This window comes from Pantoea sp. Ap-967, assembly GCF_011752565.1.
In the GTDB taxonomy this organism is placed as follows: Bacteria; Pseudomonadota; Gammaproteobacteria; order Pseudomonadales; family Pseudomonadaceae; genus Aquipseudomonas.
Genome location: NZ_VWXK01000044.1, coordinates 20621 through 45601 on the forward strand (window position 1 = coordinate 20621; position 24981 = coordinate 45601).

General features: G+C 65.8%; 19 protein-coding genes. 9 read left to right on the forward strand and 10 right to left on the reverse strand.

The window, feature by feature from the left end:
• Positions 1-44: 44 nt before the first annotated feature.
• From F3J45_RS27660 to F3J45_RS27705, 10 genes are all read right to left on the reverse strand, one after another.
• A complete protein-coding gene (locus F3J45_RS27660; protein ID WP_167070493.1) occupies positions 45-1367 on the reverse strand; it encodes an MFS transporter in 1323 nt (440 codons plus the stop codon).
• An 87-nt stretch (positions 1368-1454) separates the two neighbouring features.
• Complete coding sequence (locus tag F3J45_RS27665; RefSeq protein WP_167070495.1) at positions 1455-2393, reverse strand: hydroxymethylglutaryl-CoA lyase; 939 nt, start codon at positions 2391-2393, stop codon at positions 1455-1457.
• Complete coding sequence (locus tag F3J45_RS27670; RefSeq protein ID WP_167070497.1) at positions 2390-3583, reverse strand: CaiB/BaiF CoA-transferase family protein; 1194 nt, start codon at positions 3581-3583, stop codon at positions 2390-2392. The genes F3J45_RS27665 and F3J45_RS27670 overlap by 4 nt, the downstream gene beginning before the upstream one ends.
• A 178-nt stretch (positions 3584-3761) precedes the next feature.
• Positions 3762-4673 carry a LysR family transcriptional regulator gene (locus tag F3J45_RS27675; RefSeq protein ID WP_167070499.1) on the reverse strand — a complete coding sequence of 304 codons (912 nt, stop codon included), beginning with the start codon at positions 4671-4673 and terminating at the stop codon, positions 3762-3764.
• Positions 4674-4680: 7 nt separating this feature from the next.
• A complete protein-coding gene (locus tag F3J45_RS27680; RefSeq protein WP_167070501.1) occupies positions 4681-5814 on the reverse strand; it encodes an HlyD family secretion protein in 1134 nt (377 codons plus the stop codon).
• Positions 5811-7460, reverse strand: a complete 1650-nt coding sequence (locus F3J45_RS27685; RefSeq protein ID WP_167070503.1) for an MFS transporter — start codon at positions 7458-7460, stop codon at positions 5811-5813. Before F3J45_RS27685 ends, F3J45_RS27680 begins: the two co-directional genes overlap by 4 nt.
• A 146-nt stretch (positions 7461-7606) precedes the next feature.
• Positions 7607-8629, reverse strand: coding sequence for an NAD(P)-dependent alcohol dehydrogenase (locus F3J45_RS27690; RefSeq protein ID WP_167070506.1), 1023 nt, complete (start codon positions 8627-8629; stop codon positions 7607-7609).
• Between the two features lie 41 nt (positions 8630-8670).
• The gene (locus F3J45_RS27695; RefSeq protein WP_167070509.1) at positions 8671-9705 is read right to left on the reverse strand and encodes an AraC family transcriptional regulator; all 1035 of its coding nucleotides are present in this window, start codon (positions 9703-9705) and stop codon (positions 8671-8673) included.
• Positions 9702-10622, reverse strand: coding sequence for a GGDEF domain-containing protein (locus tag F3J45_RS27700; RefSeq protein WP_167070512.1), 921 nt, complete (start codon positions 10620-10622; stop codon positions 9702-9704). The genes F3J45_RS27695 and F3J45_RS27700 overlap by 4 nt, the downstream gene beginning before the upstream one ends.
• A 264-nt stretch (positions 10623-10886) precedes the next feature.
• Positions 10887-12281, reverse strand: coding sequence for a metallophosphoesterase family protein (locus F3J45_RS27705; RefSeq protein ID WP_167070514.1), 1395 nt, complete (start codon positions 12279-12281; stop codon positions 10887-10889).
• Positions 12282-12643: 362 nt separating this feature from the next.
• Between F3J45_RS27705 and F3J45_RS27710 the strand changes: the two genes are divergently transcribed.
• The 9 genes from F3J45_RS27710 to F3J45_RS27750 all read left to right on the forward strand — a co-directional run bounded on the left by F3J45_RS27710 (position 12644) and on the right by F3J45_RS27750 (position 24132).
• On the forward strand, positions 12644-15112 hold the full coding sequence (locus F3J45_RS27710) for a TonB-dependent receptor (RefSeq protein ID WP_167070517.1): 2469 nt from the start codon (positions 12644-12646) through the stop codon (positions 15110-15112).
• Positions 15113-15141: 29 nt separating this feature from the next.
• Entirely contained in the window at positions 15142-17034 is a 1893-nt protein-coding gene (locus F3J45_RS27715) for a phytase (RefSeq protein WP_205300710.1), read from the forward strand.
• Between the two features lie 70 nt (positions 17035-17104).
• Positions 17105-17815, forward strand: a complete 711-nt coding sequence (gene tolQ / locus F3J45_RS27720) for a protein TolQ (protein ID WP_167070520.1) — start codon at positions 17105-17107, stop codon at positions 17813-17815.
• 13 nt (positions 17816-17828) lie between these two features.
• Positions 17829-18272, forward strand: coding sequence for a protein TolR (gene tolR / locus F3J45_RS27725; protein ID WP_167070522.1), 444 nt, complete (start codon positions 17829-17831; stop codon positions 18270-18272).
• 2 nt (positions 18273-18274) lie between these two features.
• Positions 18275-19027 (forward strand): energy transducer TonB, encoded by a 753-nt coding sequence (locus F3J45_RS27730; protein ID WP_167070525.1) that lies wholly within the window; start codon positions 18275-18277, stop codon positions 19025-19027.
• A 242-nt stretch (positions 19028-19269) separates the two neighbouring features.
• Positions 19270-20442: a M20 aminoacylase family protein gene (locus tag F3J45_RS27735; RefSeq protein WP_370526493.1), complete on the forward strand. Its 1173-nt coding sequence runs from the start codon at positions 19270-19272 to the stop codon at positions 20440-20442.
• Between the two features lie 95 nt (positions 20443-20537).
• Positions 20538-21848: a citrate-proton symporter gene (locus F3J45_RS27740; RefSeq protein WP_167070530.1), complete on the forward strand. Its 1311-nt coding sequence runs from the start codon at positions 20538-20540 to the stop codon at positions 21846-21848.
• Positions 21845-23302, forward strand: a complete 1458-nt coding sequence (locus F3J45_RS27745) for an amidase (protein WP_167070532.1) — start codon at positions 21845-21847, stop codon at positions 23300-23302. The genes F3J45_RS27740 and F3J45_RS27745 overlap by 4 nt, the downstream gene beginning before the upstream one ends.
• Positions 23303-23361: 59 nt before the next feature.
• A complete protein-coding gene (locus F3J45_RS27750; protein WP_167070535.1) occupies positions 23362-24132 on the forward strand; it encodes an IclR family transcriptional regulator in 771 nt (256 codons plus the stop codon).
• Positions 24133-24981 lie beyond the last annotated feature (849 nt).

Here is a 24981-nt window from a genome sequence, read left to right on the forward strand (position 1 = left end):
GCAACGGCTCCTTCGCGGGTTTACCCGCGAAGAGGCCTGACCGGTCACAGGTCGCGGTTACGCAGCTTTTCCGGCAAAGCGAACAGCACCAGCAGCGCGGTCACCACGCAGGTGCCGGCAATCAGGTACAAGGCCGGCGTGGTGGTGCCTGTCAGGTCGCGAATGCGCCCCACCAACACCGGGCTGACGATTCCGCCCAACTGGCCCAGGGTGTTGATCAGGGCGATTCCGCCTGCCGCACCTGCGCCGGCCCCGGCCAGCAGTTTCGGCGGCAATGCCCAGAAGCTCGGGATCGACGCCACCACCCCTGCGCCCAGCAGCCCCAGCGACACCAGCAACAGCGGCGTATTGTCATCGAACAGCCCGGCGCAGAGGAAACCCAGTGCGCCCACGCCGATCAGCCCAGCAGTGAACCAGCGTCGCTCGCCGCTGGCATCCGACAGCCGGCCACACACCACCATGGAAATCGCCCCGCACACGTAGGGTATGGCGGTGAGCAGGCCAATCATCGAAGGGTTCTCGGTGCCGGCACTGCGGATCAGTTGTGGTGCCCAGAAGTTCAAGCCATAGGAGGCGATCTGGATCAGGAAGTAGATCAGGCCCAGGGTCAGGAAGCCCGGAATGCGCACTGCCTGCAGCAGCGAGCCCTGGCCGTGGGCGGCCTGGGGCGGGTCGATACGCGACAGCAGCAGCGTTTTCTCCCCCGCACTTAGCCAGCCGGCGTCCTCGATACGGTCCTTGAGCAGGGTCAGCACCAGCAAGCCGAGGGCGATGCAGGGCAGGCCGCCGAGCAGGAACAGCCAATGCCAGCCGCGCATGTCCAAGGCGCCATCCAGGTGGCCGAGGATCAGCCCCGAGAAGGGGGCGCCGAACAGCCCGGCGAACGCCGAGGCAAGGAACAGCAGCGAGGTGATGCGGCCGCGGTAGTGGCGCGGGAACCACAGCGTCAGGTAATACAGCACGCCGGGGGCGAAACCGGCCTCCATGGCGCCGATGATGAAGCGCAGGGCATAGAACTGCCATTCGTTGTTCACGAACACCATCGCCGCCGTGGCCAGGCCCCAGGAGATCATGATGCGGGCGATCCAGCGGCGTGCCCCGACTTTGTACAGCATCAGGTTGCTCGGTACCTCGAACAGCACGTAGCCCACCACGAACAGGCTCGCGCCCAGGCCGTAGGCGGTGTCACTGAAGCCAAGGTCGGCCTGCAGCTGGAATTTGGCGAAGCTGATGTTGATGCGGTCGAAAAAGGCGAACAGGTAGCAGACCATGATCAGCGGCATCAGCCGCCAGGCAACCTTGCGTACCAAGGCTTTTTCACTGTCGGCGGTGCCATCGGCAGCCGTGTGCAGGGCGGAAAGACTCATTGTGTGTTCTCCAGTCGGGCCGCGGCGTTGCGCGGCCCTGTTGTTCTTGTTGTCTGGTGGGGCCAGGCCCCTGGGTAATACGGTGATTCAGGCCGGCAAGCCGGCAGGCAGTGGGTGCAGTTCGCCGTTACGCCCGGCCTTGGCCAGTTGCCCAGGAACGTCGTGGCCGAGCAGGGCAGGCAGGCTTCGGGCCAGTTGCAGCAGGCCGTCCAGGTCGATGCCGGTGGGGATACCGGTTTCCGCGCACAGGTTGGCCAGGTCCTCGCTGCAGATGTTGCCCGAAGCACCCGGGGCGAACGGGCAGCCGCCGAGCCCGCCCAGTGCGGCATCGAACCGGCGCGCCCCGGCTTCATAGGCGGCCAGTACGTTGCACAGGCCAAGGCCACGGGTGTTGTGGAAATGCAGGGTGAGCATGTTTGCCGGCAGCCGTTGCAGGCTGCGCCGCACCAGGCGTTCCACCTGGCGCGGGTTGGCCATGCCGGTGGTGTCGGCCAGGGTCACGCCCTGTACGCCCAGTTCCAGGTAGGCATCGAGCAGGCGCAGCACCAGGTCCTCGTCGATCTGGCCTTCGAACGGGCAGCCGAATGCGGTTGCCACCGTGGCATTGAGGCTGACCGGGCGCCCCTGCACGGCCTGGACGATCTCAGCGAAACCGGCCAGGGATTGTTCGCGGCGCATGCGCATGTTGGCCAGGTTGTGCGACTGGCTGGCCGAGAGCACCAGGTTCAATTCGTCGGCGCCCGCCGCCAGGGCGCGCTCGGCGCCTTTGAGGTTGGGGATCAGCGCGACATAGATGACCCCCGCCTGGCGGTGGATGCCGCAGAACACCTCATCGCCGTCGCGCAGCATCGGGATGGCCTTGGGCGAAACGAACGAGCCGGCCTCAATGCGGCTGAAGCCCAGCTGGGAAAGGCTGTTGATCAAGGCGATCTTGGCGTCGGTGGGCACCCAGGTCGGTTCGATCTGCAGGCCGTCACGCGGGGCAACTTCCTGGATCACCAGATGGTCAGGGTTGAGCGCAATCATTGCACCACCCCCTGTTCGCGCAGGCGGGCGATGGCGTCGGCACCCAGGCCCAGCTGGCCCAGCACCGCGTCGGTGTGCTCGCCCAGCGCCGGGCCTTGCCAGTCGACCCGGCCTGGGGTGGCCGAGAGCTTGGGCACGATGCCGGGCATGCGCACGTGGGTGCCATCGGGCAACTGGCTGTCGAGCAGCATGTCGCGGGCTTGATAGTGCGGGTCGTTGACGATGTCGGCCACCGAGTAGATGCGCCCGGCGGGCACTTCGGCCTGCTCCAGCGCGGCCAGCACGGCGTCGATCGAATGCTGGCGGGTCCAATGTTCGATGGCGTCGTCGAGCAGCCTGGCCTGGGCGGCGCGGCCGTCGTTGTGGGCGAACTCGGGGGCATCGGCCAAATCGGGGCGACCGATGGTTTGCATCAGGCGGCGGAAAATCGGGTCGCTGTTGCCGGCAATCACCACGAAGGCGCCGTCTGCGGTGCGATACGTGTTCGACGGGGCGATGCCGGGCAGGGCGCCGCCGCTGCGCTCACGCACATGGCCGAGCAGGTCGTATTCGGGGATCAGGCTTTCCATCAGGTTGAACACGCTTTCCACCAGCGACACATCGACCACCTGGCCGACGCCGCCGTTGGCGCGCACATTGAACAGCGACAGCAACGCCCCCATCACCGCATGCAGCGAGGCCAGCGAGTCGCCCAGGCTGACCCCGGCGCGGGCGGGTGCAGCGCCGGGTTCGCCGGTGGTGTAGCGGATGCCGCCCATGGCCTCGCCAATGGCGCCGAAGCCTGGGCGGTCGCGGTAGGGGCCGCTCTGGCCATACCCGGAAATGCGCACCAGGGTCAGGCGTGGGTTCAGTGCATGCAACACGTCCCAGCCCAGGCCGAGCTTTTCCAAGGCGCCGGGGCGTAGGTTTTCGATCAGGACGTCGGTGTCCTGGAGCAGTTGCTTGACGATGTTCAAGCCTTCGGCGGCCTTGAGGTCCAGGGCCAGGGACTTCTTGTTGCGTGATTGCAGGTACCACCAGAGGGAGGTGCCGTGGTGCAGCTTTCGCCACTTGCGAAGGGGGTCGCCCTGGCCCAGGGCTTCGATCTTGATCACGTCAGCGCCGAATTCACCGAGCAGGCGGGCGGCAAACGGGGCGGCAATCAGCGTACCGATTTCCAGCACCCGAATGCCTTCGAGGGGAGCAGGCATGTTGCGTACCTCATTGTTCTTGGACTTTGAGGTGGAGGGTAAGGCGGGCAGGGGCGGGGCACCAACCCTGTGTGGGCAACTACCGTTCGCGAATTGCGAAGGGTCGAGGCTTACCTGTGGTGGCCTCTTCGCTTGTGGTAGCGGGCTTGCCCCGCGAAGAGGCCGGTACAGGAAGACACTAATCCTGGTCCCCACGCAAATGTTCGAACAACATCCGGCTCACCGGCGACAACGCTTCCAGCTCGCGCACCACCAGCAGCAGCTCCCGCTCGGCCCAGTCGTCGCTCAGCGCCACCGCGTGCAACCCCAAAGCCCCGCCAAACAGCTCGAAGGCCTTGCGCGGCAGGACACCCACCCCCATGTCCGCCTGCACCATGCGGCACACTGCATCGAAACTCGGCACATGGATGCGCAGGCGCAGTACCTTGCCCGCCCGGCGTGCGGCCTCGACGGTGCGCATGTTGATCGAGCTGGCGGAATGCAAGCCGACGAAATCATTCTCCAGGGTGTCGGCAAAGGCTACCCGGGGCTGGTCGGCCAGCGCATGCCCTTCACGCACCACCAGCACCAATTGGTCCCGCGTGTAGCGCACCGCGTGCAGTTCGCGGGTGTCGCAGTCGCCCGAGCAGATACCCAGGTCGGCCACGCCGTCGAGCAGGCCCTGTACCACGCCGTTGCTCGGGCGCTCTTCCAGGTCGACCTTGATCTGCACATGGTGGCCGCTGAATTCGGCCAGGTCCTCAGGCAGGAACTGGATGATCGCCGACAAGTTGGCGAGCATGCGCACATAACCGCGCACGCCTTGCAGGTGCTCGCCCAGCTCCAGGCCGATTTTCTCCAGGTTGAACAGCATGCGCCGGGCATGGTGCAGCAGGGTTTCGCCGGCTGGGGTCAGTTGCATGCCGCGCGCCTGGCGCAGGAACAGCGGCGAGCCGAGGGCACTTTCCAGCTCGTTGAGGCGCTTGCTGGCCGCCGACAGGGCAATCGACTCCCGCGCTGCGGCGCGGGTCAGGCTACCTTCTTCATGCACGGCTACGAACAGTTGCAGGGTGACCAGGTCCAGGCGGCGGATCAGGTTGTTCAGTTGCATGGTCCGTTCATTCCACCGGGCGGGTATCGATGCTCACCACCACCGACATGCCCGGGCGCAGGTGCCGGGCTTCGGGCTGGTCGGCATCCACGGTGATGCGCACCGGGATGCGCTGGGCGATCTTGACGAAGTTGCCGGTGGCGTTGTCGGCCTGCAGCAGGGCGAACTCCGAGCCGGTGGCCGGGGAAATCTGCCGCACATGGCCGCGCAGTTTCAGGTGGTTCAGGGCATCGACGGTAAAGGTGGCCGCCTGGCCGATGCGCACGTCGGCCATTTGGGTTTCCTTCATGTTGGCGATCACCCACAAAGTGTCGGGCACCAGCGCCATCAGCTGGGCGCCGGAGTTCACGTAGGCGCCCAGGCGTGTGCCGATCTGCCCCAGCTGGCCGTCGCGTGGGGCGGTGACGCGGGTGTTGTCCAGGTCGATGCGGGCCAGCTCCACGGCGGCCTTGGCGTTTTCCACGGCCGCTTCCAGGGCCGCGCGGTTGACGATGACCGTTTCGCGGTCCTGGCGGGCGATTTCCAGCGCAGCCTTGGCCTGGGCCAGGCTGGCCACGGCTGCGGCCTCGCTGGCGCGGGACAGGTCCAGGGTGCTGCGCGACACCGAGCCGTCGCTGACCAACGCCTGGCTGCGGCTGAGGTCGGCCTTGGCCTTGGTGGCCTGGGCCTGGGCGTCGCCAATGGCCGCCTGGCGCTGGGCGATGGTGGCCTCGGCACTGTTGCGCTGCTGCAGGTTGTTGGCCAGCGATGCCTGTTGCTGTTGCAACTGGGCGATGGCCTGGGCCAAGCGCTGCTTGTAGATACGGTCGTCCAGTTGCACCAGCAGGTCGCCGGCCTTGACGAACTGGAAGTCGTGCACCGGCACGTCGACGATGTAGCCGCTCAGCTGCGGCCCGATGATCGTCACCTGGCCGCGTACCAGGGCGTTTTCGGTGCTCTCGATGGCGCTGCTGAATGGCGGCAGGCGCCAGGCGTAGAGCACCAGCAGGATACCGGCCAGGGCCACGCAGGCGAAGCTGACGGTGGAGAGGATGCGGACCCGGCGGGTGCGTACCGGGCTGCTGGGTTCGCTGGGCGGGGCGACACCTTCCGGGGTTTCGGCAAGGGCCGTGGTGGTGGTGCTGCGGGTTTCTTCGGTCATCGCTTGGCAGTACCGCTGGTGGCGTCTTGTGAAGCGGCCTGGCGCGCCTTGTAGCGCAGCCAGGAACCGCGAATAGTAATCCAGATCATGGTCAGCACGGCGATGCTGCCGATCAGCATGAATACATCGTTATAGGCCATCACGTTGGCCTCGCGGGTGGCCGCGCTGGCCAGTGCGCGCAGGCCGGCCTCGCTGCGCAGGGCCGGGTCGGCGATGACCCCGGCGTAACTGGCGCCGCTGCTTTGCACGCGGGCGTTGACCAGCGGTTCCAGGTAGCTGAGGCGGTCCATCAGGTGGCTGGAATGGAATTTCTCGCGCCAGGTCTGGAACGTGCCGAGCAAGGCTGCACCGATCAGGCCGCCCAGGTTGTTGCAGATGCCGAACAGCACCGAAAAGCTCACCAGGTTGCGCGGGTTGGCGCGCACGTGGCTGATGCCCAGGGCCATCGACGGGCCGAGGAAAAAGGTGCTGCCGAAGGCCAGCAGGAACTGGCTGAGGTACATCTGTGCCGGGCGCGTGAGGTTGCTTGAGCTGCTGTCCATGAAGGCGCCGGTGGCCATTGCGGCCAGGGAGATGAACAGCGGGATGATCAGGTGGGTCGGGGCAATGGTCAGGGCGCTGGTGGCCAGGCCCGCCACGGCGCCCAGCAGCATCACCCAGTACAGCGCACGCATTTGCTCGCTGCCCATGTTCAGGGCCTGCAGGAAGCCGACGGCGCCGGTGGACTGCTCGGAGGTCACCATGCGGATCAGGACCACGCACAGGCCCAGGCGGATGATGGCCCCACTGCCCAGCCAGCGCGTCATCAGCAGCGGGTTCTGGCGGTTGTGTTCAATGGCCAGGCCTGAGAACACCAGGGCGATGGACGCTGCCAGGGCGACGCCGATCCACGGGGCGTCCAGCCACCAGTCGATGCGCCCTAGCGACAGCACCGCGCAGAGCAGTGCGGTGCCGCTGGCCATCAGGGTGAAGGTGAGAAAGTCCAGTGGCTCGAAGGTTTTGAAGCGGTCGCCGGGTGGCAGCTTGAGCATCAGCACGCAGCCCAGCGCTGCCAGTGCCAGGCCCAGTTCGAACAGGTACAGGCCGCGCCACTCGGCGATCTGCAACAGGTCTTCGGAGAAGATCCGCGCCAGGGGCAGGGCCAGTTGCGAGGCGCCAAGGCCCAGCACCATGGCCTTGAGCCGCCAGCGTTCGGGAAAGGCCTGGATCATGTAGTACAGGCCCAGCGAGCTCAGCGCGGCACCGACCATGCCGTGGGCGGCGCGCACGGCGATGGCCGAGTTGAGGTCGTTGACCAGCAGGTGGGCGAAGGTGACCAAGGCGTACAGCACCAGGAACACCTCGGTGAAGGCGCGCAGGCCGAACTGCTGGCGGAATTTCACCAGCAGCAGGTTGATCGAGACGTTGGTCATGACATAGGCGGCGGGTAGCCAGGCCATTTCGGCGCTGGTGGCACCCAGGGCGCCTTGCAGGAATACCAGGTTGGCGGTGACCAGTGCGTTGCCCAGGCCGCCGGTGATCGCCACCAGCAGGCCGACCACGCCGTAGGCCAGGCGCTTGGCCGGGGTGTGCAGGGGCGTGGAGGGCGAGCCGGGGAGGCTGGGTTTTTCGTGGGGGAGCCACTGGCGGGGGGCGTATTTGTCCATGGGGGAGACTGTACGTCAGGGGGCTTGGCTTGGGAACTGGGGCGCCTGTGAGACCGAGCGCCGCCCGCGCGGCGCTCGATCTCACAGGCGCTGGCAATCGTTCGCCATGCCACAGGCGCTGCAATCGTTCGCCATACCCCACAATCTCAAGCCCCGGCATCCAACACGATCCGATACCGCGCCTTGCCGCTGCGCAGGTGCTCGATCGCCTCGTTCACCCGGCTCATCGGGAACATCTCCACCTGTGGCAAAATCTGGTGCCGAGCACAGAATTCGAGCATTTTCGCCGTCCCTGCCGGCGAGCCGACCGGGGAGGCAGAGAGGCTTTTCTGCTGCGGTATCAGGTTGAACACATGCACCGGGATCGCTCCCGGCACCACGCCAACGAAATTGACCCGGCCACGGTCGCGCAAGGTGCCGATCATGGCCGTCCAGTCGAGGTTGGCGTTGGCCGTCACCAGCAGGAAGTCCAGCGTTCCGGCGATCGCCTGCAGCGCCGCGCTGTCGGTGGACGCCACCACCTTGTGCGCGCCCAGGCGCTTGGCTTCATCCTGCTTGGCCAGCGATGAGGTGAAGGCCGTGACCTCGCAACCCCAGGCATTGAGAAAACGCAGGGCCAAGTGGCCAAGGCCACCGATGCCGACCACGCCGACGCGATCGGTGGGCTTCACATCGAACGCCAGCAGCGGGTTGAACACCGTGGAGCCTGCGCAGAACAATGGCCCGGCCAGCGCCGGGTCCAGCCCTTCTGGCAGCGGGACCGCCCACGCCCAGTGCGCCCGGATGCGGTCGGCGAAACCGCCGTTGCTGCCAATGATGGTGGGTTGCACCGAACCACACAGGTTATGCGCGCCTTCCATGCAGGGCGCACAGTGCATGCAACTGCCTTTGTACCAGCCGACGCCGACCCGCTGGCCCACCTGCAGCCCCCGCACGGCGCTGCCCACGGCTTCGATGCGGCCAACCACCTCATGGCCGGGAATAAACGGGTAGCGGCTGACGCCCCATTCGTTGTCGATCATCGACTGGTCGGAATGGCAAACGCCGCAGTATTCCACGGCAACTTCTACATCGTCGGCCGCCAGGCTGCCAGGGTCGTAGCTGTAGCGCTCCAGCGGCGCGCCGGCGGCGGTGGCGGCCCAGCCGTTGAAGGGAGTGGCATTGCTCATGAGGCACCTCCAGTGGGTTGGCGAAGCCTGGCAAGTGTAGTTCAGCCGGCGCCTTGCCAGTCCGCCAGCAACGCCAGCTCGCTGGGCACCCGCCCGGTCCAGCGCTTGAACGAACGGCGGAAGTTGGTGCTGTCGCTGAAGCCCAGGTACTGCGCCACTTCATCGTTGCTGTAGCCCTTGACCTGGTAGAGGTACAGCGCCTGGTCGCGGCGCACCCGGTCCAGCTGTTCCTGGAAATTCGAACCATGGCGGGCCAGGCGGCGCTTGAACGAGGCGGGGCTGGTGCAGAAGGCGGCGGCCACACGCTCCAGGTTCAACGGCTGGCGAATCAGCCCGTGCAGGTACTCGTACACCAGGTCGAGAAAACTCACCTGCCAACCCCAGGCCGCCAGCTGCGCGTCGCAGTGCTGGCGGGCCACCTGCTGGGCGGTGGAGCCAGCGCCAGGCCAGGCGCGCAGCAAGTATTCGCGGGGCAGGCTCATGACCGTGGACGGGCAGCCGAAGGCCACGGCATCGCCCAGGTGTACCCAGTATTGTTCGACATAGGCCGGCTCGGCGTGGCTGAACTGGAAGCGCCAGGGCAACTTTTCCTGTTGCTGACGGCGAGCCAAGGCCACCACCGCGGTCATGCTGGCCTCCAGCAGGAAGCGGCTCTGCTCGCCAATTGCGCAGCTTTCGCGCCAATACAGGTGCAGGTGGTGTTCATCCAGGCGCAGTACCGGGCTGAGCAGGGGCGACAACAATGCGCGGTACTGGGCGATGCGTTCCAGTGCCTGCAACAGATGGTCGGCCTGCTCCAGCAACAGGCTGGCAGCGCCGTAGTGCCCGGGCCACAGACGCTGGCCGTAGAGGAAGCTGCTGTCGTCGGCACCGAGCAGGCGTTGGGCATTGGCGATCAGGCGCAGGAACTGCTGGGGGCTGAGCCGGGCCTGGCCGGTGATGATGTCGTCGTAGAACAGCCCGCAACCGCGCAGCAAATGGTGGGTGTCGATCTGCCGCGAGCGGGCCAGGTCGATCAGCGCGGCGGGCAAGTGGTGGGCGGTAATGAAGCGGCTGTCGCCGTCGTAGCCGTTCATGCCCGGCGCGCCTGGCGGGGCTTGGCCTGGGCCAGGGCCTGGTTGAGGCGCTTGAGCAAGTGCGGCGGGTCTTCGTCCAGCGCCATCACGCTGGCCACCGTTGCCGCCAGGTGCAAGCGTTCGCCATGGCGGCTGGTGTGATGGGCTAGGTGGGCGATGCTCTGGCCCAGGGCTTGGGCCATGGCTTGGGCCTGGCGCTCACCGGTGTTCGGCAGCACCGCGACGAAGCGGTCGCCGGCCAAACGGCAGAGCATGTCTTGCTGGCGCAGGTTGAGCAGCAGCAACTGGGCAACCACCTGCAGCACCAGGTCGCCTTCATCCTGGCCGTAACGCTGGTTGACCTGGCTGAAGTCATCCAGGTCGATGGCGATCAACGACAGCGCCTGTTGTTCGCTGGCGGCCTTGGCCAGCGCCTGTTGCAGGTGCTGGCGCAGATACTGGGCGCCGGACAGCGGGGTGAGGTGGTCGAACAGGCGGTGCTCGCGGAACAACTGCTCGCGCTTGCGCATCTGCGCGGTGATGGCGTGCTGCTCCTGTTGCAGGTGGTACATGCCCAGGGTCAGCAACAGCATGCCCAGCGGCATCGGTGCGGTTTCCAGCCAGTTGTCCCAGACCGCTTCGGGGGGCAGGCGGATGAACTCGTCGAGGGTGTCCATCCACATCGAGAAGGCGGTGAAGCACAAGCCCAGGGACAGCAGGCGGGTGACCCGGCCGGCGGGGCGCCCGTGCAGCAGCATCACCAGCCAGCCACAGAGGATCAGGCAGGTGCCGCCTTCACCGGCAACGTCCATCCAGTTGATCTCGGCCCAGGCCTTGATCGTGCCGGCGGCCAGGTAGATGAGCAGGCCGGCGTTGGCGGCCAGGAGCAGGCCGGCCAGGGTCAGGCCGTGTTGCTTGAAGAGGGATCTGAGAGGCATGGGGTGTCCTGTGGTCTTGTTGTCGCCAGTACCGGCCCTTTCGCGGGTAAACCCGCGCTCAGGGAACAAATCGCAAATAGCTGATTTAACGGAGAATCCTGTAGGAGCGGGCTTGACCCGCGAAGCAGGCACCGCGGTGCATGGCACCGGCTGCGCCGGTGTTCGCGGGGCAAGTCGGATCGCCGCACCGCCGCTCCTACAAAGGATGGCGGCGGGCCTACGTGCGATGCAGCATGCAAGGGCTTTATCTCAATCCGATGACGCTCACTTGCCCCGCGCCGTGCACGGCAGGCCGTCTGGCCCCATATCGGCCTGGCAGTAGCGTTCGCTGGCCAGTGCCAGCTTGGGTTCGTGCAGGAACTTGCGGCTCTTGGCGTCGCGGTTGACATCGAAGGCGTCATACAGCCGGCCATCGGCCGAATAGGTACGAACCTGCAGGCGCTCGCGCTCGACGGAAACGGCCTGGTAGAGCTGCGTGTCTTCCGCCGTGCGGTCCGGCTGGCTGCGGGCGCGGTCGTTGAGCCCGTACATTTTCGACCCGGTCACCGACACCATGTACACCGGGCCAATGGCCTGCTTCGCCTGCTGCGCGGCGCGGGTGGCCTGGCGCCCTTGGGCGTGGGTGAGGCGGCTGTAGCAGTGGTCGTGGCCTTGCAGCACCAGGTCGACCTTGTAGCGTTCCAGCAGGGGTTGCCAGGCGGCCTTGAGCGGCTCGGTGTCTTCGGGGCGGGCGCAGGTGTAGACCGGCTGGTGCATGACCACGATGTTCCAGCGTGCCTTGCTGGCTTTGAGCACGTTTTCCAGCCACGCGGTCTGCGCCTGCAGGGTGCCCAGGTCCAGCGCCGAGGTGCCGTCCAGGACCACGAAGCGCACGTTCTGGTAATCGCTGAAGTAGCTGGTGGCGGCCACGCCAGGCGCGCCGTTGCGCGGCAAGGCGAACTGCGCGGGTACATGGGGGCTGAGGCTGCGGCTTTCGCTGCCGTCAGGGTTCAGGGTTTCCAGGTATTCGTGGTTGCCGAATGCGGTCAGTTGCGGGATCGCCGCGTACGCCCAGCCACCGGCCTGGTTCCATTCGCCCCATTCATCGTCGTGGGCAAGGTCGTCGCGCGAAGCCACCAGGTCGCCGGCGTGCACCACCAGGGCCGGTTGCGCCACGCTACGCAGGGCCTGGCGGATGGTGCGCGAGGCGATGGCGAGGATGTCGTTCTGGGTATCGCCCAGGTAGATGAACGAGAACGGTGCGAAAGCGGCCTGGGCCGTGCGGAACTGGTGCCATTCGCTCCAGCCGGCGCTGCCTTTGACCCGGTACACGTAGGCCGTACCCGGTTGCAGGTGCTCCAGCCGTACCTGGTGGTAGTTGGCCGGGCCGTTGTCGCTGTCCAGGCGCTGGGTGGTGCCGCCCAGTGCGCTGGCCTTGGCCGCCAGCGAAGGGCCGGCCAGGGCGGGGCCGAGTTCGAGCACGGCATCGGCCTGGGCCAGGTCGGTGCGGTAGCTGATCGCCATTTGCGTGGCGGCATCCTGGCCTGGGGTGAGCACGATTCGGTCGGCCAATGTGCCGGCGGCGTAGGGCTGCCCGGGCGAGCGCGGCACGGCGCTATCGGCATTGGCGTGGGCCAGGGTGGCGCAGAACAGGGTGGCGAGTAGCAGGGGGCGGTGCATGGGGTTTCCTCGGTGAGCCCGAACGGCGTGATGGGGCGCAAAGGAAACAAAGGCGGATGACGGTTCGGTTACCGGCAGGGGGGTCGATTGGGCTCAGGTGATTGGTGCATGCCCTGGCGTTTTTCTGCGCCTGGGCGAGCGCCCGCCGCCGGCGCGGCGCTCGATTTCCAAGCGCCCAAAATGCCATGGCCCACCTTGCGCCCAGGTCATTTCAGCTCAATTACCCACGAAAACCCCATGAATCCGGCCATTTCAGCCAGCGTGCCCGGCCCCCTGTCACGCAAGTGCCACACACTCTTCCTAGCTTTCGCTGCCATTCCCGGGCTCACCGGGCCACTGCAAGCGAGGGTTCCAAGGTGGCAATGCCGTTTCGTCACATCCGCAATGCCGGATTCAGGGTCAGCCTGCTGAGCGTCGCCATCACCGCCACACCGGCCTGGGCCGAGGACGAGGTGGTCGAGCGGGTCGAGGTGATTGGCCAGGCCGCCAGCATCGACAAGGCGCTGCGCGAGCAGAAAACCGCCGACAGCATCAAGAGCGTGGTGCATGCCGATGGCGTCGGCCAACTGCCCGACGACAACGCGGCTGAAGCCTTGCAGCGCATTCCCGGCCTGTCGGTGGAGCGCGACCAGGGCGAAGGCCGTTTCGTCAGCGTGCGCGGCATTGCCCCGGACCTCAACAGCGTGACCATCAACGGCACCCTGGTCCCGGCGCCTGAAGGCGACCGCCGCGCCGTGGCACTGGACGTGCTGCCGGCTGAGCTGGTGCAGTCGCTGTCGGTGGTCAAGACCCTGACTCCCGACATGGACGCCAACTCGCTCGGTGGCACCATCGAAGTGGAAAGCCTGTCGGCCTTCGACCATGACGGGCTGTTCTATACCCTCAGCGGCGAAGCCAGCCACGACACCAACGTCAGCCGCAACAGCCCGAAATTCTCCGGCGCGGTGAGCGACCGCTTCAGCCTGGGTGATGGCGTGAACAACTTCGGCGTGGCCGCGGCGTTCAGCTGGCAGAAGCGCAAGTTCGGCTCCGACAACGTCGAAACGGGTGGCAAATGGGACTTCGACGATGGCGCCCGGCTTGAGGAAGTCGAAGCCCGCGACTACCAAATCACCCGCGAGCGCACCGGCCTGGGCCTGAACTTCGACTACCAGCCCGACGATTTTTCCAGCTATTACCTGCGCACCCTCTACAGCAAGTTCAAGGACACCGAAACGCGCAATGCCCAAGGGCTGGAGTTCGCCGACCCGCAAGGCAGCGGCCAGCGTGGCGAAGCCGAAGGCTGGCGTGACCTGAAGTCGCGTGAAGACACCCAGGAAATTCAATCTTATGTGCTGGGCGGCGAGCGCCTGATCGACCGTTGGACCGTCAGTGCCCAAGCCGGCTACAGCCAGGCCACCGAGAAAGACCCCGGCGGCATTGCCGGCGCCAAGTTCGTTGGCGATTTTGACGAGGTGGGTTTCGACGGCACGCGCAAGCCGCGCCTGAGCGTGGGCAGCGCGTTCTACGACCCGGCCCGCTTCACCCTCGATGAAGTGGAATGGGAAAAGGTCAGCGGCAAGGACCAGGAAAAGAACATCCGCCTGGACCTGGCCCGCGACTACGATTTCGCCGATGCCGCCCAGGTCAAGTTCGGTGGCAAGCTCAGCCGCCGCGACAAGACCAGCGACACCGAAACCTGGGTGTATGACGACTTCGACGATGTCAGCCTGGCCAATTACCAGGGCGGCAATGTCGACTACGCCCTGGGCAACTACGGCAATGGCATCAGTGCCAGCGCCATCAAAGGCCTGATCGGCAGCCTCGACCGGGCGGCGTATTACGATGAGGAAGCGTCGCGCATCAACGACTTCGACATGCGCGAAGACATCAACGCTGCCTACCTGATGAACACCGTCGATATCGGCGATCTGCGCCTGATCGCCGGCTTGCGCTACGAGGGCACCAAGTTCAACGCCAAAGGCACCGGCCTGCGCGATGGCGTGTACGAAAGCATCGACAGCAGCAACCGTTACGACCACTGGTTGCCGGGTTTGCATGCGCGCTATCAGCTGACGCCGGCCACCGCGCTTCGCGCCGCCTGGACCAACACCGTGGTGCGCCCGACCTTTGGCCAGCTGGCCCCAGGCTTCGTCATCGACGACAGCGACGCCTCGTTCGGCAACCCCACGCTCAAACCGCTGGAGTCGATGAACCTGGACTTCGGCATCGAGCACTACATGGGGCGTGCCGGCACCGCCTCGGCGTTCCTGTTCTACAAGGACATCGACCATTTCATCTACAGCACCGACCTGGCCGGCACCGGCGACTGGGTTGACTTCGACGAGGCGCTGACCTTCGAGAACGGCGGTGGTGCCAGGCTGTACGGCCTGGAACTGGCCTACTCGCAGAAGTTCGACTGGCTGCCGGCACCGTGGGACGGCCTGCTGGTCGGCGCCAACCTGACCCTGAGCAAATCCCACGCAACCCTCGAAGGCGCGGGCGGCAAGCGCGGCATCGACCTGCCGAACCAGTCCGACACCGTGGGCAACGTCATGCTCGGCTGGGAAAACGACCGCCTCAACCTGCGCTTGGCGGCCAACTACAAGTCCGGCTACCTGCTGGAGGTTGCAGCCCTCGACGACAAGGCCCACGACCAGTACGCCGACGACCAGGTGCATGTCGACTTCAAGGCCGGTTACTTCCTCACCCCTGAGCTGCAGCTGACCTTCGAGGCGCAGAACATCTTTGACGAGCCCTATTACGTGTACAGCGGCCACCGACGCTACAACGCCCAGTACGAGGAATACGGCCCGACCTACAAGATCGGCCTGACGCTCACCCATTTCTGATTCGCAGCCTTTAGGGATTTTGCCTGCTCATGCGTATGTTCACCTTGTCCATGCTGGGGTTGTCCGTTGCCCTGGCCCAAGGCGCCGCCAGTGCCGCGCCAAGCCTGACCCTGGAACGCACCCCGATTGACGCCCAGGCCAGCCAGTGGCTCGCGCCGGCGCCTGCACTGAAGCAGGGCGGGCGCCTGCAACTGGCTGCCAAGGCCTTGCAAGTGCTCGATGGCCAGGGCCGCGTGCTCGGCGAGTTGCCCGGCCGCTTCGAAACCCTCGACCACCGTGCCGAGGGTGATGGCCTGCTGGTCGCCACGCTCGACAAGCAGCGCCAGCAGGCTTTGCTGGCACGCTTCGATGCATCAAGCGGCTGGGGCGCGCCGCACTACCTGCCCGCCACGCGCTATGCCATCGAAGGCCTGTGCCTGTACCGCGACAGCGCCGCCAACGATTTTCTGTTCCTGGTGGGCGAGGAGGGTATCGGCGAGCAGTGGCTGGTTGCCGAACACGCCCAGCCGCTGGCCGAGGCACGCCTGGTGCGCACCCTGAGCCTGCCGCCGCAAAGTGCCTTCTGCCAGGTGGAGGACGCCAGCCACAGCCTGTTCATCAATGAAGAGAACGTTGGCCTGTGGCGCTACCCAGCGGCTGCAGAAGCCCCCTTGCTGCGCGAACCGGTGGACCTGGTGGCACTGTTCGGTGGCCTGGCCAAGGCGGTTGCAGGCATGGCCGTGGTACCGGGTGGCTTGCTGGCACTGGACCCCGCCGCCAGGGCCTTGCACCTCTACCAGCGCAGCGCCGGGCAATGGCTGCGCGCTGGCACCCTCAGCCTGCAAGGGCTAAAGGAGCCAGAGCAGGTCAGCGCGCGTGTCGCCGGCAAGGGCCTGGAACTGTTGCTGGCCGACGACCAGGGCACCCACCGCGGGGTGCTGGGCTGGGCGCCGCAAGCGCCGCACAGCCAGCCGCCGGTGGCGCAGGTCAAGGCGTTGGCGCAAACCGACGGCGTTCCAAGCCTGGGCGATGCGGCAGATGACCCGGCCATTTGGGTTCACCCTCGCCAGCCGGCGTTGAGCCGTGTGTTTGGCACCGACAAGAAGGGCGGGCTGCTGGCCTACGACCTGCAGGGCAAGCAGCTGCAGGACCTCAGGGTAGGGCGGCTGAACAATGTCGACGTCCGCGGCGGTTTCCAGTACGGCGCGCACCAGGTCGACCTGGCCGTGGCCAGTAACCGCGACCGTAACAGCCTGCACCTGTTCGCCATTGATCCGGCCAGTGGCGAGCTCAGCGACATCGGCCAGGTGCCGACCGAACTCAAGGAAATCTACGGCCTGTGCCTGTTCAAGGACAGCGATCAGGCCATCCACGCCATCGCCAACGACAAGGACGGCCGTTTCGTTCAATACCGGCTCGATGCCAGCAATGGCCAGGTGACCGGCACGCTGGTGCGCAGCTTCAGCACCGCGACCCAGTCCGAAGGCTGCGTGGCCGATGACCGTAGCCAACGCCTGTTCATCGCCGAGGAAGATGTCGCGGTGTGGACGTTGGACGCCCGCGCCGAGGGCTCGACCCAACTGGACAAAGTACTCGGTGTCGGTGGCCCGGTGCAGGACGACATCGAAGGCCTGGCGCTGTACCACGGCAAGGGCGGCGACTACCTGGTGGTTTCCAGCCAGGGTAACGACCGCTACGTGGTGGTCGATGCCGCCCCTCCGTATCGCCTGCGCGGCAGCTTCCAGGTCGGCCTCAATGGCGCCTTGGGCATCGACGGCGCTTCGGAAACCGATGGCCTGGAAGTGACCTCGGCCAACCTCGGCGGGCCTTGGGCCGAAGGCTTGCTGGTGGTGCAGGACGGGCGCAAGCGCATGCCCGAAGGCAAGCAGAACTACAAATACGTGCCCTGGGCGGCAGTGGCCCAGGCCCTGGGGCTGAATTGATCGCCCGGCCTGTCATGCCGGCGCAACCTGATTGCCTTTGACTGTGAACCGAACTGAAAGGATAGCTGCAATGCAAACCCCGACTCCGCTCGAACACACCACGCTCTGGAGCCTGGTCAGCGACGCCAGCCTGGTGGTCCAGGCCGTGATGCTGTGCCTGGTCCTGGCCTCGCTGCTCAGCTGGTACCTGATTATCCAGCGCGGCACCCGCCTGCGCCGCAGCCAAGCGCACAGCAAGGCGTTTCTCAAGCAGTTCCGCGAAAACGAGGTCGGCCAGCTGTACCAGGGCCTCAAGGCGCAACAGCCGCACACCGATGCCGGCCTGCAACGGATCTTCGTCGCCGGCTACCAGGCCTTCCAGCAGTTGCAGCCAGGCCAGCAGCCTGACAGCGTGCTCGAAGGCGTCGAGCGCGGCCTGCTGGTGGCCATTGCCGAGCAGGAGGAGCGCCTGGAGCAGGGCCTGCCATTCCTCGCCACGGTCGGCTCGGTCAGCCCCTACATCGGCTTGTTCGGCACGGTGTGGGGCATCATGAATGCGTTCCTTGGCCTGTCCCAGGTGCAGCAGGCGACCCTTTCCACCGTGGCTCCCGGTATCGCCGAGGCGCTGATCGCGACCGCCATCGGCCTGTTCGCGGCGATTCCGGCGGTGATGGCCTACAACCGCTTCTCGGCCAGCAGCCAGACCCTGATTGGCCGCTATTACGCCTTTGGCAACGAACTGCAGGGCCGCTTGCAGCGGCGCCTGCAAGGCCAGGCGGGCAGCCTGGCGGCAGCGGCCTGAGGAGGAACGCGCGATGCTCGCCAAACCTGTGCGCAAGCATGGCCTGAAGGCCGAAATGAACGTGGTGCCCTACATCGATGTGATGCTGGTGCTGCTGGTGATCTTCATGGTCACTGCGCCGATGCTGGTGCAGGGCGTGCAGATCGAACTGCCCAAGGTGGCGGCAGAGGCGCTGCCAGCGCCCGGCCAGCAACGCATCGTCACCCTGTCGGTCAAGGCCGATGGCAGTTACTACTGGAACCTGGGCCATGAGGTCGATGCCACCCGGCAGACCGACAGCGCCGTGGACACCGCACAGATGCGCGAGAAGATCGCCGCCCTGGTCGCCCAGGACCCACAAACCCAGGTGTACCTGCGTGCCGACCGTAATACCGATTACGCGGCGGTGGTAGCCGGCATCGCCGAGCTGCAGCGCGGTGGCGTCAGCCGCCTGGGCCTGATCACCGAGGCCCCTTGAACATGAGCAGCCTGACCTTCGGCAACCGCGCCTGGCGTGAGCATGGTGCGGCATTCGGTGTGGCCCTGGCACTGCATGCCGGGCTCGCCTACCTGTTGATCAACTTGTCGCCCACGCCGCTGTTGCCTCCTGCGCCGGCACCGGTGATCCAGACCCAGTTGGTAGCGCTGCCTGCGCCTGTGGCAGTGCCTGAACCTGCAGTGGTCGCGCCGCCCGTGGCTGCACCGGTGGTCGAGCAGCCACAACCGCCAAGGCCCAAGGCACAGCCCCCGGTGGTTGACGAAGCGGCTATGGCGCTCAAGCGCGTGCAGCAGCAACAGCGCGAACAGCAACGCCAGGAACAGGCCCGGCAACAGCGTGAGGAGGCGCAAAGGCGTGAGCAGCAACTGGCCCAGCAGGAGCAGGCGCGTCAGCAGCAGGCACATGAGGCCCAGGCCCGCGAGGCGGCGGCGCAAGCCCAAGCCCGTGCAGCCGCTGAAGCTGCCAGCCGCCAATACCTGCCGATCGCCAAGCAAGCGCCGGATTATCCGCAGCGGGCCTTGGACCGAAACATCGAGGGGGAGTGCACGGTCACCTACACGGTTACCCCGCAAGGCCAGGTGAGTGACCCGCAGGTGGTCGGGCAGTGCCACCCGCTGTTCGTCCAGCCATCGCTGGCGGCCGCCAAGCGCTTCCGCTACCAGCCCAGGGTGGTGAACGGGCAGGCGGTGGCGGTGGCCAATGTGAAGAACACCTTCACCTACAAGATCCGCTGAGCGCCGCCACCCTCTGTAGGAGCGGGCTTGCCCCGCGAACACCGGCGCAGCCGGTGCCATCCACCGCGGTGCTTGCTTCGCGGGTCAAGCCCGCTCCTACAGGTTCCACCCAGTGGAACAACATTCGATTGTGCTGCCACGCCACTCGCGTTTAGCTGTCGCCAAGCACGACCTGCCTTCCCCGTCGTGATCTCAAGCGAACAACAAGAACGGGACCCACCCGCGCGAGGAGATTCCCCATGCTGAAACACCAGCACATCCTGGCCTGGCTGAACGACGTGGCCAGCGACCTGCACGCCATCCGCCACGACATTCACGCCCACCCCGAACTCGGCTTCGAGGAAAGCCGCACTTCGGCGCTGGTGGCCACGCTGCTCAAGCAGTGGGGCTACGAGGTGCACACCGGCATCGGCAAAACCGGCGTGGTCGGCGTGCTGCGCAACGGCAGCAGCACGCGCCGGCTGGGCCTGCGCGCCGACATGGACGCGCTGCCGATCATCGAGGCCACCGGCGCTGCCTATAGCAGCCGCCACCAGGGCTGCATGCACGCCTGCGGCCACGACGGCCACACCACCATGCTGCTGGGGGCTGCGCGCTACCTGGCGGCAACCCGGCAATTCGACGGCACCCTGACGCTGATCTTCCAGCCCGCCGAGGAAGGCCAGGGCGGCGCCGAGGCGATGCTGGCCGACGGCCTGCTGGAGCGCTTTCCCTGCGATGCGCTGTTCGGCATGCACAACATGCCGGGCTTGCCGGCCGGGCAGCTGGGCTTTCGCGAGGGGCCGATGATGGCTTCCCAGGACTTGCTCACCGTGACCCTAGACGGTGTGGGAGGCCATGGTTCGATGCCGCACCTGACGGTCGACCCGCTGGTGGCAGCGGCCAGTGTGGTAATGGCCCTGCAAACAGTGGTAGCGCGCAATATCGATGCCCAGGAGGCGGCAGTGGTGACCGTGGGCGCGCTGCAGGCGGGCGAGGCGGCCAACGTGATTCCCCAGCAGGCATTGCTGCGCCTGAGCCTGCGCGCGCTGGACGCCCAGGTGCGGGCGCAAACCCTGGAGCGGGTGCGCGCAATCATCGTAAGCCAAGCCCAGAGCTTCGGCTGCACCGCCACCATCGAGCACCGCCCAGCCTACCCGGTGCTGGTCAACCATGCCGCGGAAAACGCCTTTGCCCACCAGGTTGGCGTCGAGCTGCTGGGCGAAGGCAAGGTCGATGGCAACACCCGCAAGCTGATGGGCAGCGAGGATTTTGCCTGGATGCTGCAACGTTGCCCCGGCGCCTACCTGTTCATCGGCAACGGTGTGCAGCGGCCGATGGTGCACAACCCCGCCTATGATTTCAACGACGACATCCTGCTGACCGGGGCCGCCTACTGGGGCGCGCTGACCGAGCGCTGGCTCGCACCGGCCTGACACTTCCCTTTGATTCCTGCCGTTGGACCCCGGGCGCAGCCGTGCCCGGGCGATCACCTGAACGTTGCTGGTCAACAGATGATGGAGTGTTCCCCATGCAGACTTCCCCAACAGGCGCGTCGCGTACCCGGCAAGTGGTCGCGGCGGTTATCGGCAATGCGCTGGAATGGTATGACTTTATCGTGTACGGCTTCCTGGCGAGCATCATCGCCCGCCAGTTCTTCCCCTCGGGCGACGAGTACGCTTCGCTGCTGATGGCCCTGGCCACCTTTGGCGTGGGCTTTTTCATGCGCCCGGTCGGTGGCGTGCTGCTGGGTATCTATTCCGACCGCAAAGGGCGCAAAGCGGCGATGCAGATGATCATCCGCCTGATGACCTTGTCCATCGCACTGATCGCCTTTGCCCCCAACTACCTGGCCATCGGCATGGGCGCGCCGCTGCTGATCGTGGTTGCACGCATGCTGCAGGGCTTTGCCACCGGGGGCGAGTACGCCAGTGCCACCGCGTTCCTGGTGGAAAGCGCGCCGGCCAACCGCAAGGGCCTGTATGGCTCCTGGCAGTTGGTGGGGCAGTGCCTGGCGGTGTTCTCGGGCGCGGCCATGGTGGCCCTGGTGACCCACCTGTGCACGCCCGAGGCCCTGGACAGCTGGGGCTGGAGGATTCCGTTCGTGCTGGGCTTGCTGATTGGCCCGGTGGGGTTGTGGATTCGCAAGCACATGGAGGAGCCCGAGGAGTTCCTGCAAGCGCGCAAGCAGGCCAAGGGCCAGGCGCCGAGCCTTGTGCAGGTGCTGCGTGAGCACCGCCGCAGCCTGTTGGTGTCGATGGGCCTGGCCTGTGGCGCGACGGTGTCGTTCTACGTGGTGCTGGTGAACATGCCCACCTTCGCCCACAAGAACCTTGGCCTGCCGCTGGACCAGGTACTGCTGGTGCAGATGCTCGCGGTGGGCCTGATGACCGTGGTGATACCGCTGGCTGGCGCGCTGTCGGACCGCCTGGGCCGGCGCCCGGTGCTGATGGCCTTCACCCTGGCGTTCTTCGTCATGGTCTACCCGTTGTACGTGTGGGTGGCGGCCGCGCCGTCGATCGAACGCCTGCTGGCGATGCAACTGCTGCTGTGCACGGCCATCGGCGGCTTCTTCGGCCCGGCGCCAACGGCCCTGGCCGAGCAGTTTCCGGTGGAGGTACGCTCCACCGGTGTGTCGGTGGCGTACAACGTGGCGGTGATGGTGTTCGGCGGCTTCGCCCCGCTGATCGTCACCTGGCTCAGCCAGGCCCTCGGCACCCCGGTGGCGCCGTCGTTCTACGTGCTGTTCGCCTGCCTGCTGACCTTGCTGGGCACTTATTGCTTGAAAGAAGCCCCGCGCGCCGACAAGGCCGCCGCTTATAACCTTGGAGTAAAACCGTGAACCCGTTAGCCATCGACCCGATCGTTGCCTTGGATGCCGAGGCGTTGTCCCAGGCCATCCATGCCCGCCAGTTGAGCTGTCGCGAGGTGATGCTGGCCTACCTGGGGCATATCGAGCGCTGCAACCCGCAGGTCAATGCCCTGGTGTCGCTGCGCGACGGCGAGGCCTTGCTGGCCGAGGCGGATGAACGTGACAAGGAGCTGGCACGCGGCCAGTCGCGCGGCTGGATGCATGGCATGCCCCAGGCGATCAAGGACCTGGCGGCCACCGCCGGGCTACGCACCACCCTGGGCTCGCCGTTGTTCGCCGAGCAGGTGCCGGCGCATGATGCCATCAGCGTGGCGCGGGTGCGGGCCAGCGGGGCGCTGATCGTCGGCAAGAGCAACGTGCCGGAATTCGGCCTCGGTTCGCAGAGCTACAACCCACTGTTCGGCACCACTACCAATGCCTACGACCCGCGCCGGGTGGCTGGCGGCAGCAGTGGCGGCGCCGCCGCGGCGCTGGCCATGCGCTTGCTGCCGGTGGCCGATGGCAGCGACATGATGGGCTCGCTGCGTAACCCGGCGGCGTTCAACAACGTGTATGGCCTGCGCCCGTCCCAGGGGCGGGTGCCCTATGGGCCGACGCCGGAGCTGTTCGTCCAGCAACTGGCCACCGAGGGGCCAATGGGCCGCAGCGTCACCGATGTGGCGCGGTTGCTGACGGTGCAGGCCGGCTTCGATCCGCGCGTGCCGTTGTCGATCAACCAAGGCCCACGGGATTTCGCGGCGGGGCTGGCGCGGGACTTCAAGGGCGTGCGCGTGGGCTGGCTGGGCGACTATGCCGGTTACTTGCCGATGGAGGATGGGGTGCTGGGGTTGTGCGAAACGGCCCTGGCCGATTTCGCCGAGCTGGGCTGCGAGGTCGAGGCCTGCCAGCCGGGCTTCGACCTGGGGCGGTTGTGGCAGTGCTGGCTTACCCATCGCCACTTCCTGGTGCACGGCAACCTGGCTGCAGCCTATGCCGACCCCTCCCGGCGGGCATTGCTCAAGCCCGAGGCGCAATGGGAAGTGCAAGGCGGGCTCGCGCTGAGCGCGGCAGCCGTTTACCAGGCCTCGCTAGACCGCAGTGCGTGGTACCAGGCACTGGGCAACTTGTTCGAACGTTACGATTTTCTGCTGTTGCCCTCGGCCCAGGTGTTCCCTTTCGACGCAGCCGAGCCATGGCCGAAGGTGGTGGGTGGGCGATCGATGGACACCTATCACCGCTGGATGGAGGTGGTCATCGGGCCGAGCCTGGCCGGTTTGCCGAGCATGAGCGTACCGGTTGGTTTCAACCCCCAGGGGCTGCCGATGGGCCTGCAGATCATAGGCCCGGCCCAGGCCGACCATGCCGTGTTGCAGCTTGCCTATGCCCATGAGCAGCTGACCCGGTGGGTGCAGCGCTGCCCGCCGCCCAGCCTGCAGGTGCGCTGAGCGGCCCGTATCTTGCTGTGCTTGTTGACCATCCACGCACGGACAAGGAGGTCTAACCCATGGGCATCACGGCAGACAGCGGCGGCGTTCGTTCGGTGGAACGGGCGTTGGCCATCGTCGAGCTGCTTGGCGAACACCAGGCGCTGGGGTTGGAGGAGGTGCATTACCTCACAGCGCTGCCCAAGGCTACAGCGTCACGCATGCTCGCCACGTTGCAGGAGCAGGGCTGGGTGTACCGGGGCCTGAGCGACCGGCGTTACCGGCTCAGTGCACGGTGCCTGTTCGGTGACCGCCAGTTGCGCTTCAAACGCCAGCTGGTGGAACGGGCGGCGCCGCTGTTGCTGGAGTTGTGCGAGCGCACAGGGCTGGTGGCCGACCTTTCGTGTTTCGATGGCGAGCGGCTGGAAGTGATGGAAAGCGCCATTCCCCAGGTGCTGCGCAAGCGTTACCCGAACAACTGCCAGATCGTTGGGCAGCATGCCAGCCTGTTCCATTCGGCGATGGGGCGGGCGTGCCTGAAGGAATTGGCGCAGGAGGAGGTGCAACGCCTGGCGGCCCAGGAACGGGCGCCGGGGGATGAGTGGTTGCGCGGCCTTGAGGGTGATGCGCAGAAAGGCTTTGGGCAACGCACCGAGGGGTATTGGGAGTACCCGGTCCGTTTGCCGTTCCTGATCCGGGCGATTGCCTTGCCGGTGCGGGTGCAAGGGCAACTGGCCGGGAGCATCGCCTTGCACTGGCCATTGGACCAGGCACCGGTGGAGCGGGTGCTGAGCCTGCACCTGAACAGCCTGGCGGCGACGGTTGGGGATGTGCAGCAGGCCTTGAACTAGTTTGCCTGTGCTGGCGCATCGCGAGCTATGCTCGCTCCTACCAGTCGCCCGTAACTCCTCGGTAGCGTAGTCTTAATTTTTTTGAGTGATATTGAGCGTTCAGGTCGTCAAGCTGAGTTGGTGCTCTTGTTGTTCTGGCGTCGGCCTGTATCGTGGAGCCGACGGAAGTAAGGATAGTTGGAGTGCGCTCAAAGTTGAGGATTTCATAGTTGTAGGGTCTTAACATTTTCATTGGGTCATCTCTTGGCAGGTGCCATCCAATCGCGGCAGTGAAATTCGCATGCCTTGGTTGTAACCCCGGGTGCCGGGGTGTTTTTAGAAATAGATGAGTACATGCAATGAGTCAATGAGGGGCCAAGCCAAGTAGAAAAGGCCGCAGGTTAGTTGCGCTGCGTGCATTTGGAGAGGGTTGTAGGAGTTGTCCGTAGGAAATGGCGGAAAATCCGAAAAGTATTGGGTTGTAATGTAGTTTCTCGTAGGTGATTGTTGTTTGTGGCGTACGAGAATGTACCCTGCAGTGTAGGAGTGCTCTTTTAAATTCAGCCTGGGTTTGCATCGCTACGTAGTTGAATCGGAATTGTTGCGCGTGCATTAGTGTTTCGAGATGTAAAATGTGCGAGAGAGATTCGCTAATTCAGATTGTGCCATCTGAAGATGGCCGGTTACTAACCGGACAAGTATTTGAGCAAGACCGTTGCTCACACAGGGTTGGGTTAACAGCGTGTAGGAGATCACCCAGCCCTCTTGGGGCTGCGCTGTCGCGCAGCAAACATGATGGCGCACGACTTCATATCTGCGTTGGCGCTGACATTTTGCAAAAGAAAAGGCGTCTGGCCCGTTAGGGCCAGA

Coding starts and splice junctions, on each gene's coding strand:
- F3J45_RS27660 (WP_167070493.1), bottom strand. CDS start 1,367: ATGAGTCTTTCCGCCCTGCACACGGCTGCCGATGGCACCGCCGACAGT.
- F3J45_RS27665 (WP_167070495.1), bottom strand. CDS start 2,393: ATGATTGCGCTCAACCCTGACCATCTGGTGATCCAGGAAGTTGCCCCG.
- F3J45_RS27670 (WP_167070497.1), bottom strand. CDS start 3,583: ATGCCTGCTCCCCTCGAAGGCATTCGGGTGCTGGAAATCGGTACGCTG.
- F3J45_RS27675 (WP_167070499.1), bottom strand. CDS start 4,673: ATGCAACTGAACAACCTGATCCGCCGCCTGGACCTGGTCACCCTGCAA.
- F3J45_RS27680 (WP_167070501.1), bottom strand. CDS start 5,814: ATGACCGAAGAAACCCGCAGCACCACCACCACGGCCCTTGCCGAAACC.
- F3J45_RS27685 (WP_167070503.1), bottom strand. CDS start 7,460: ATGGACAAATACGCCCCCCGCCAGTGGCTCCCCCACGAAAAACCCAGC.
- F3J45_RS27690 (WP_167070506.1), bottom strand. CDS start 8,629: ATGAGCAATGCCACTCCCTTCAACGGCTGGGCCGCCACCGCCGCCGGC.
- F3J45_RS27695 (WP_167070509.1), bottom strand. CDS start 9,705: ATGAACGGCTACGACGGCGACAGCCGCTTCATTACCGCCCACCACTTG.
- F3J45_RS27700 (WP_167070512.1), bottom strand. CDS start 10,622: ATGCCTCTCAGATCCCTCTTCAAGCAACACGGCCTGACCCTGGCCGGC.
- F3J45_RS27705 (WP_167070514.1), bottom strand. CDS start 12,281: ATGCACCGCCCCCTGCTACTCGCCACCCTGTTCTGCGCCACCCTGGCC.
- F3J45_RS27710 (WP_167070517.1), top strand. CDS start 12,644: ATGCCGTTTCGTCACATCCGCAATGCCGGATTCAGGGTCAGCCTGCTG.
- F3J45_RS27715 (WP_205300710.1), top strand. CDS start 15,142: ATGCGTATGTTCACCTTGTCCATGCTGGGGTTGTCCGTTGCCCTGGCC.
- tolQ (WP_167070520.1), top strand. CDS start 17,105: ATGCAAACCCCGACTCCGCTCGAACACACCACGCTCTGGAGCCTGGTC.
- tolR (WP_167070522.1), top strand. CDS start 17,829: ATGCTCGCCAAACCTGTGCGCAAGCATGGCCTGAAGGCCGAAATGAAC.
- F3J45_RS27730 (WP_167070525.1), top strand. CDS start 18,275: ATGAGCAGCCTGACCTTCGGCAACCGCGCCTGGCGTGAGCATGGTGCG.
- F3J45_RS27740 (WP_167070530.1), top strand. CDS start 20,538: ATGCAGACTTCCCCAACAGGCGCGTCGCGTACCCGGCAAGTGGTCGCG.
- F3J45_RS27750 (WP_167070535.1), top strand. CDS start 23,362: ATGGGCATCACGGCAGACAGCGGCGGCGTTCGTTCGGTGGAACGGGCG.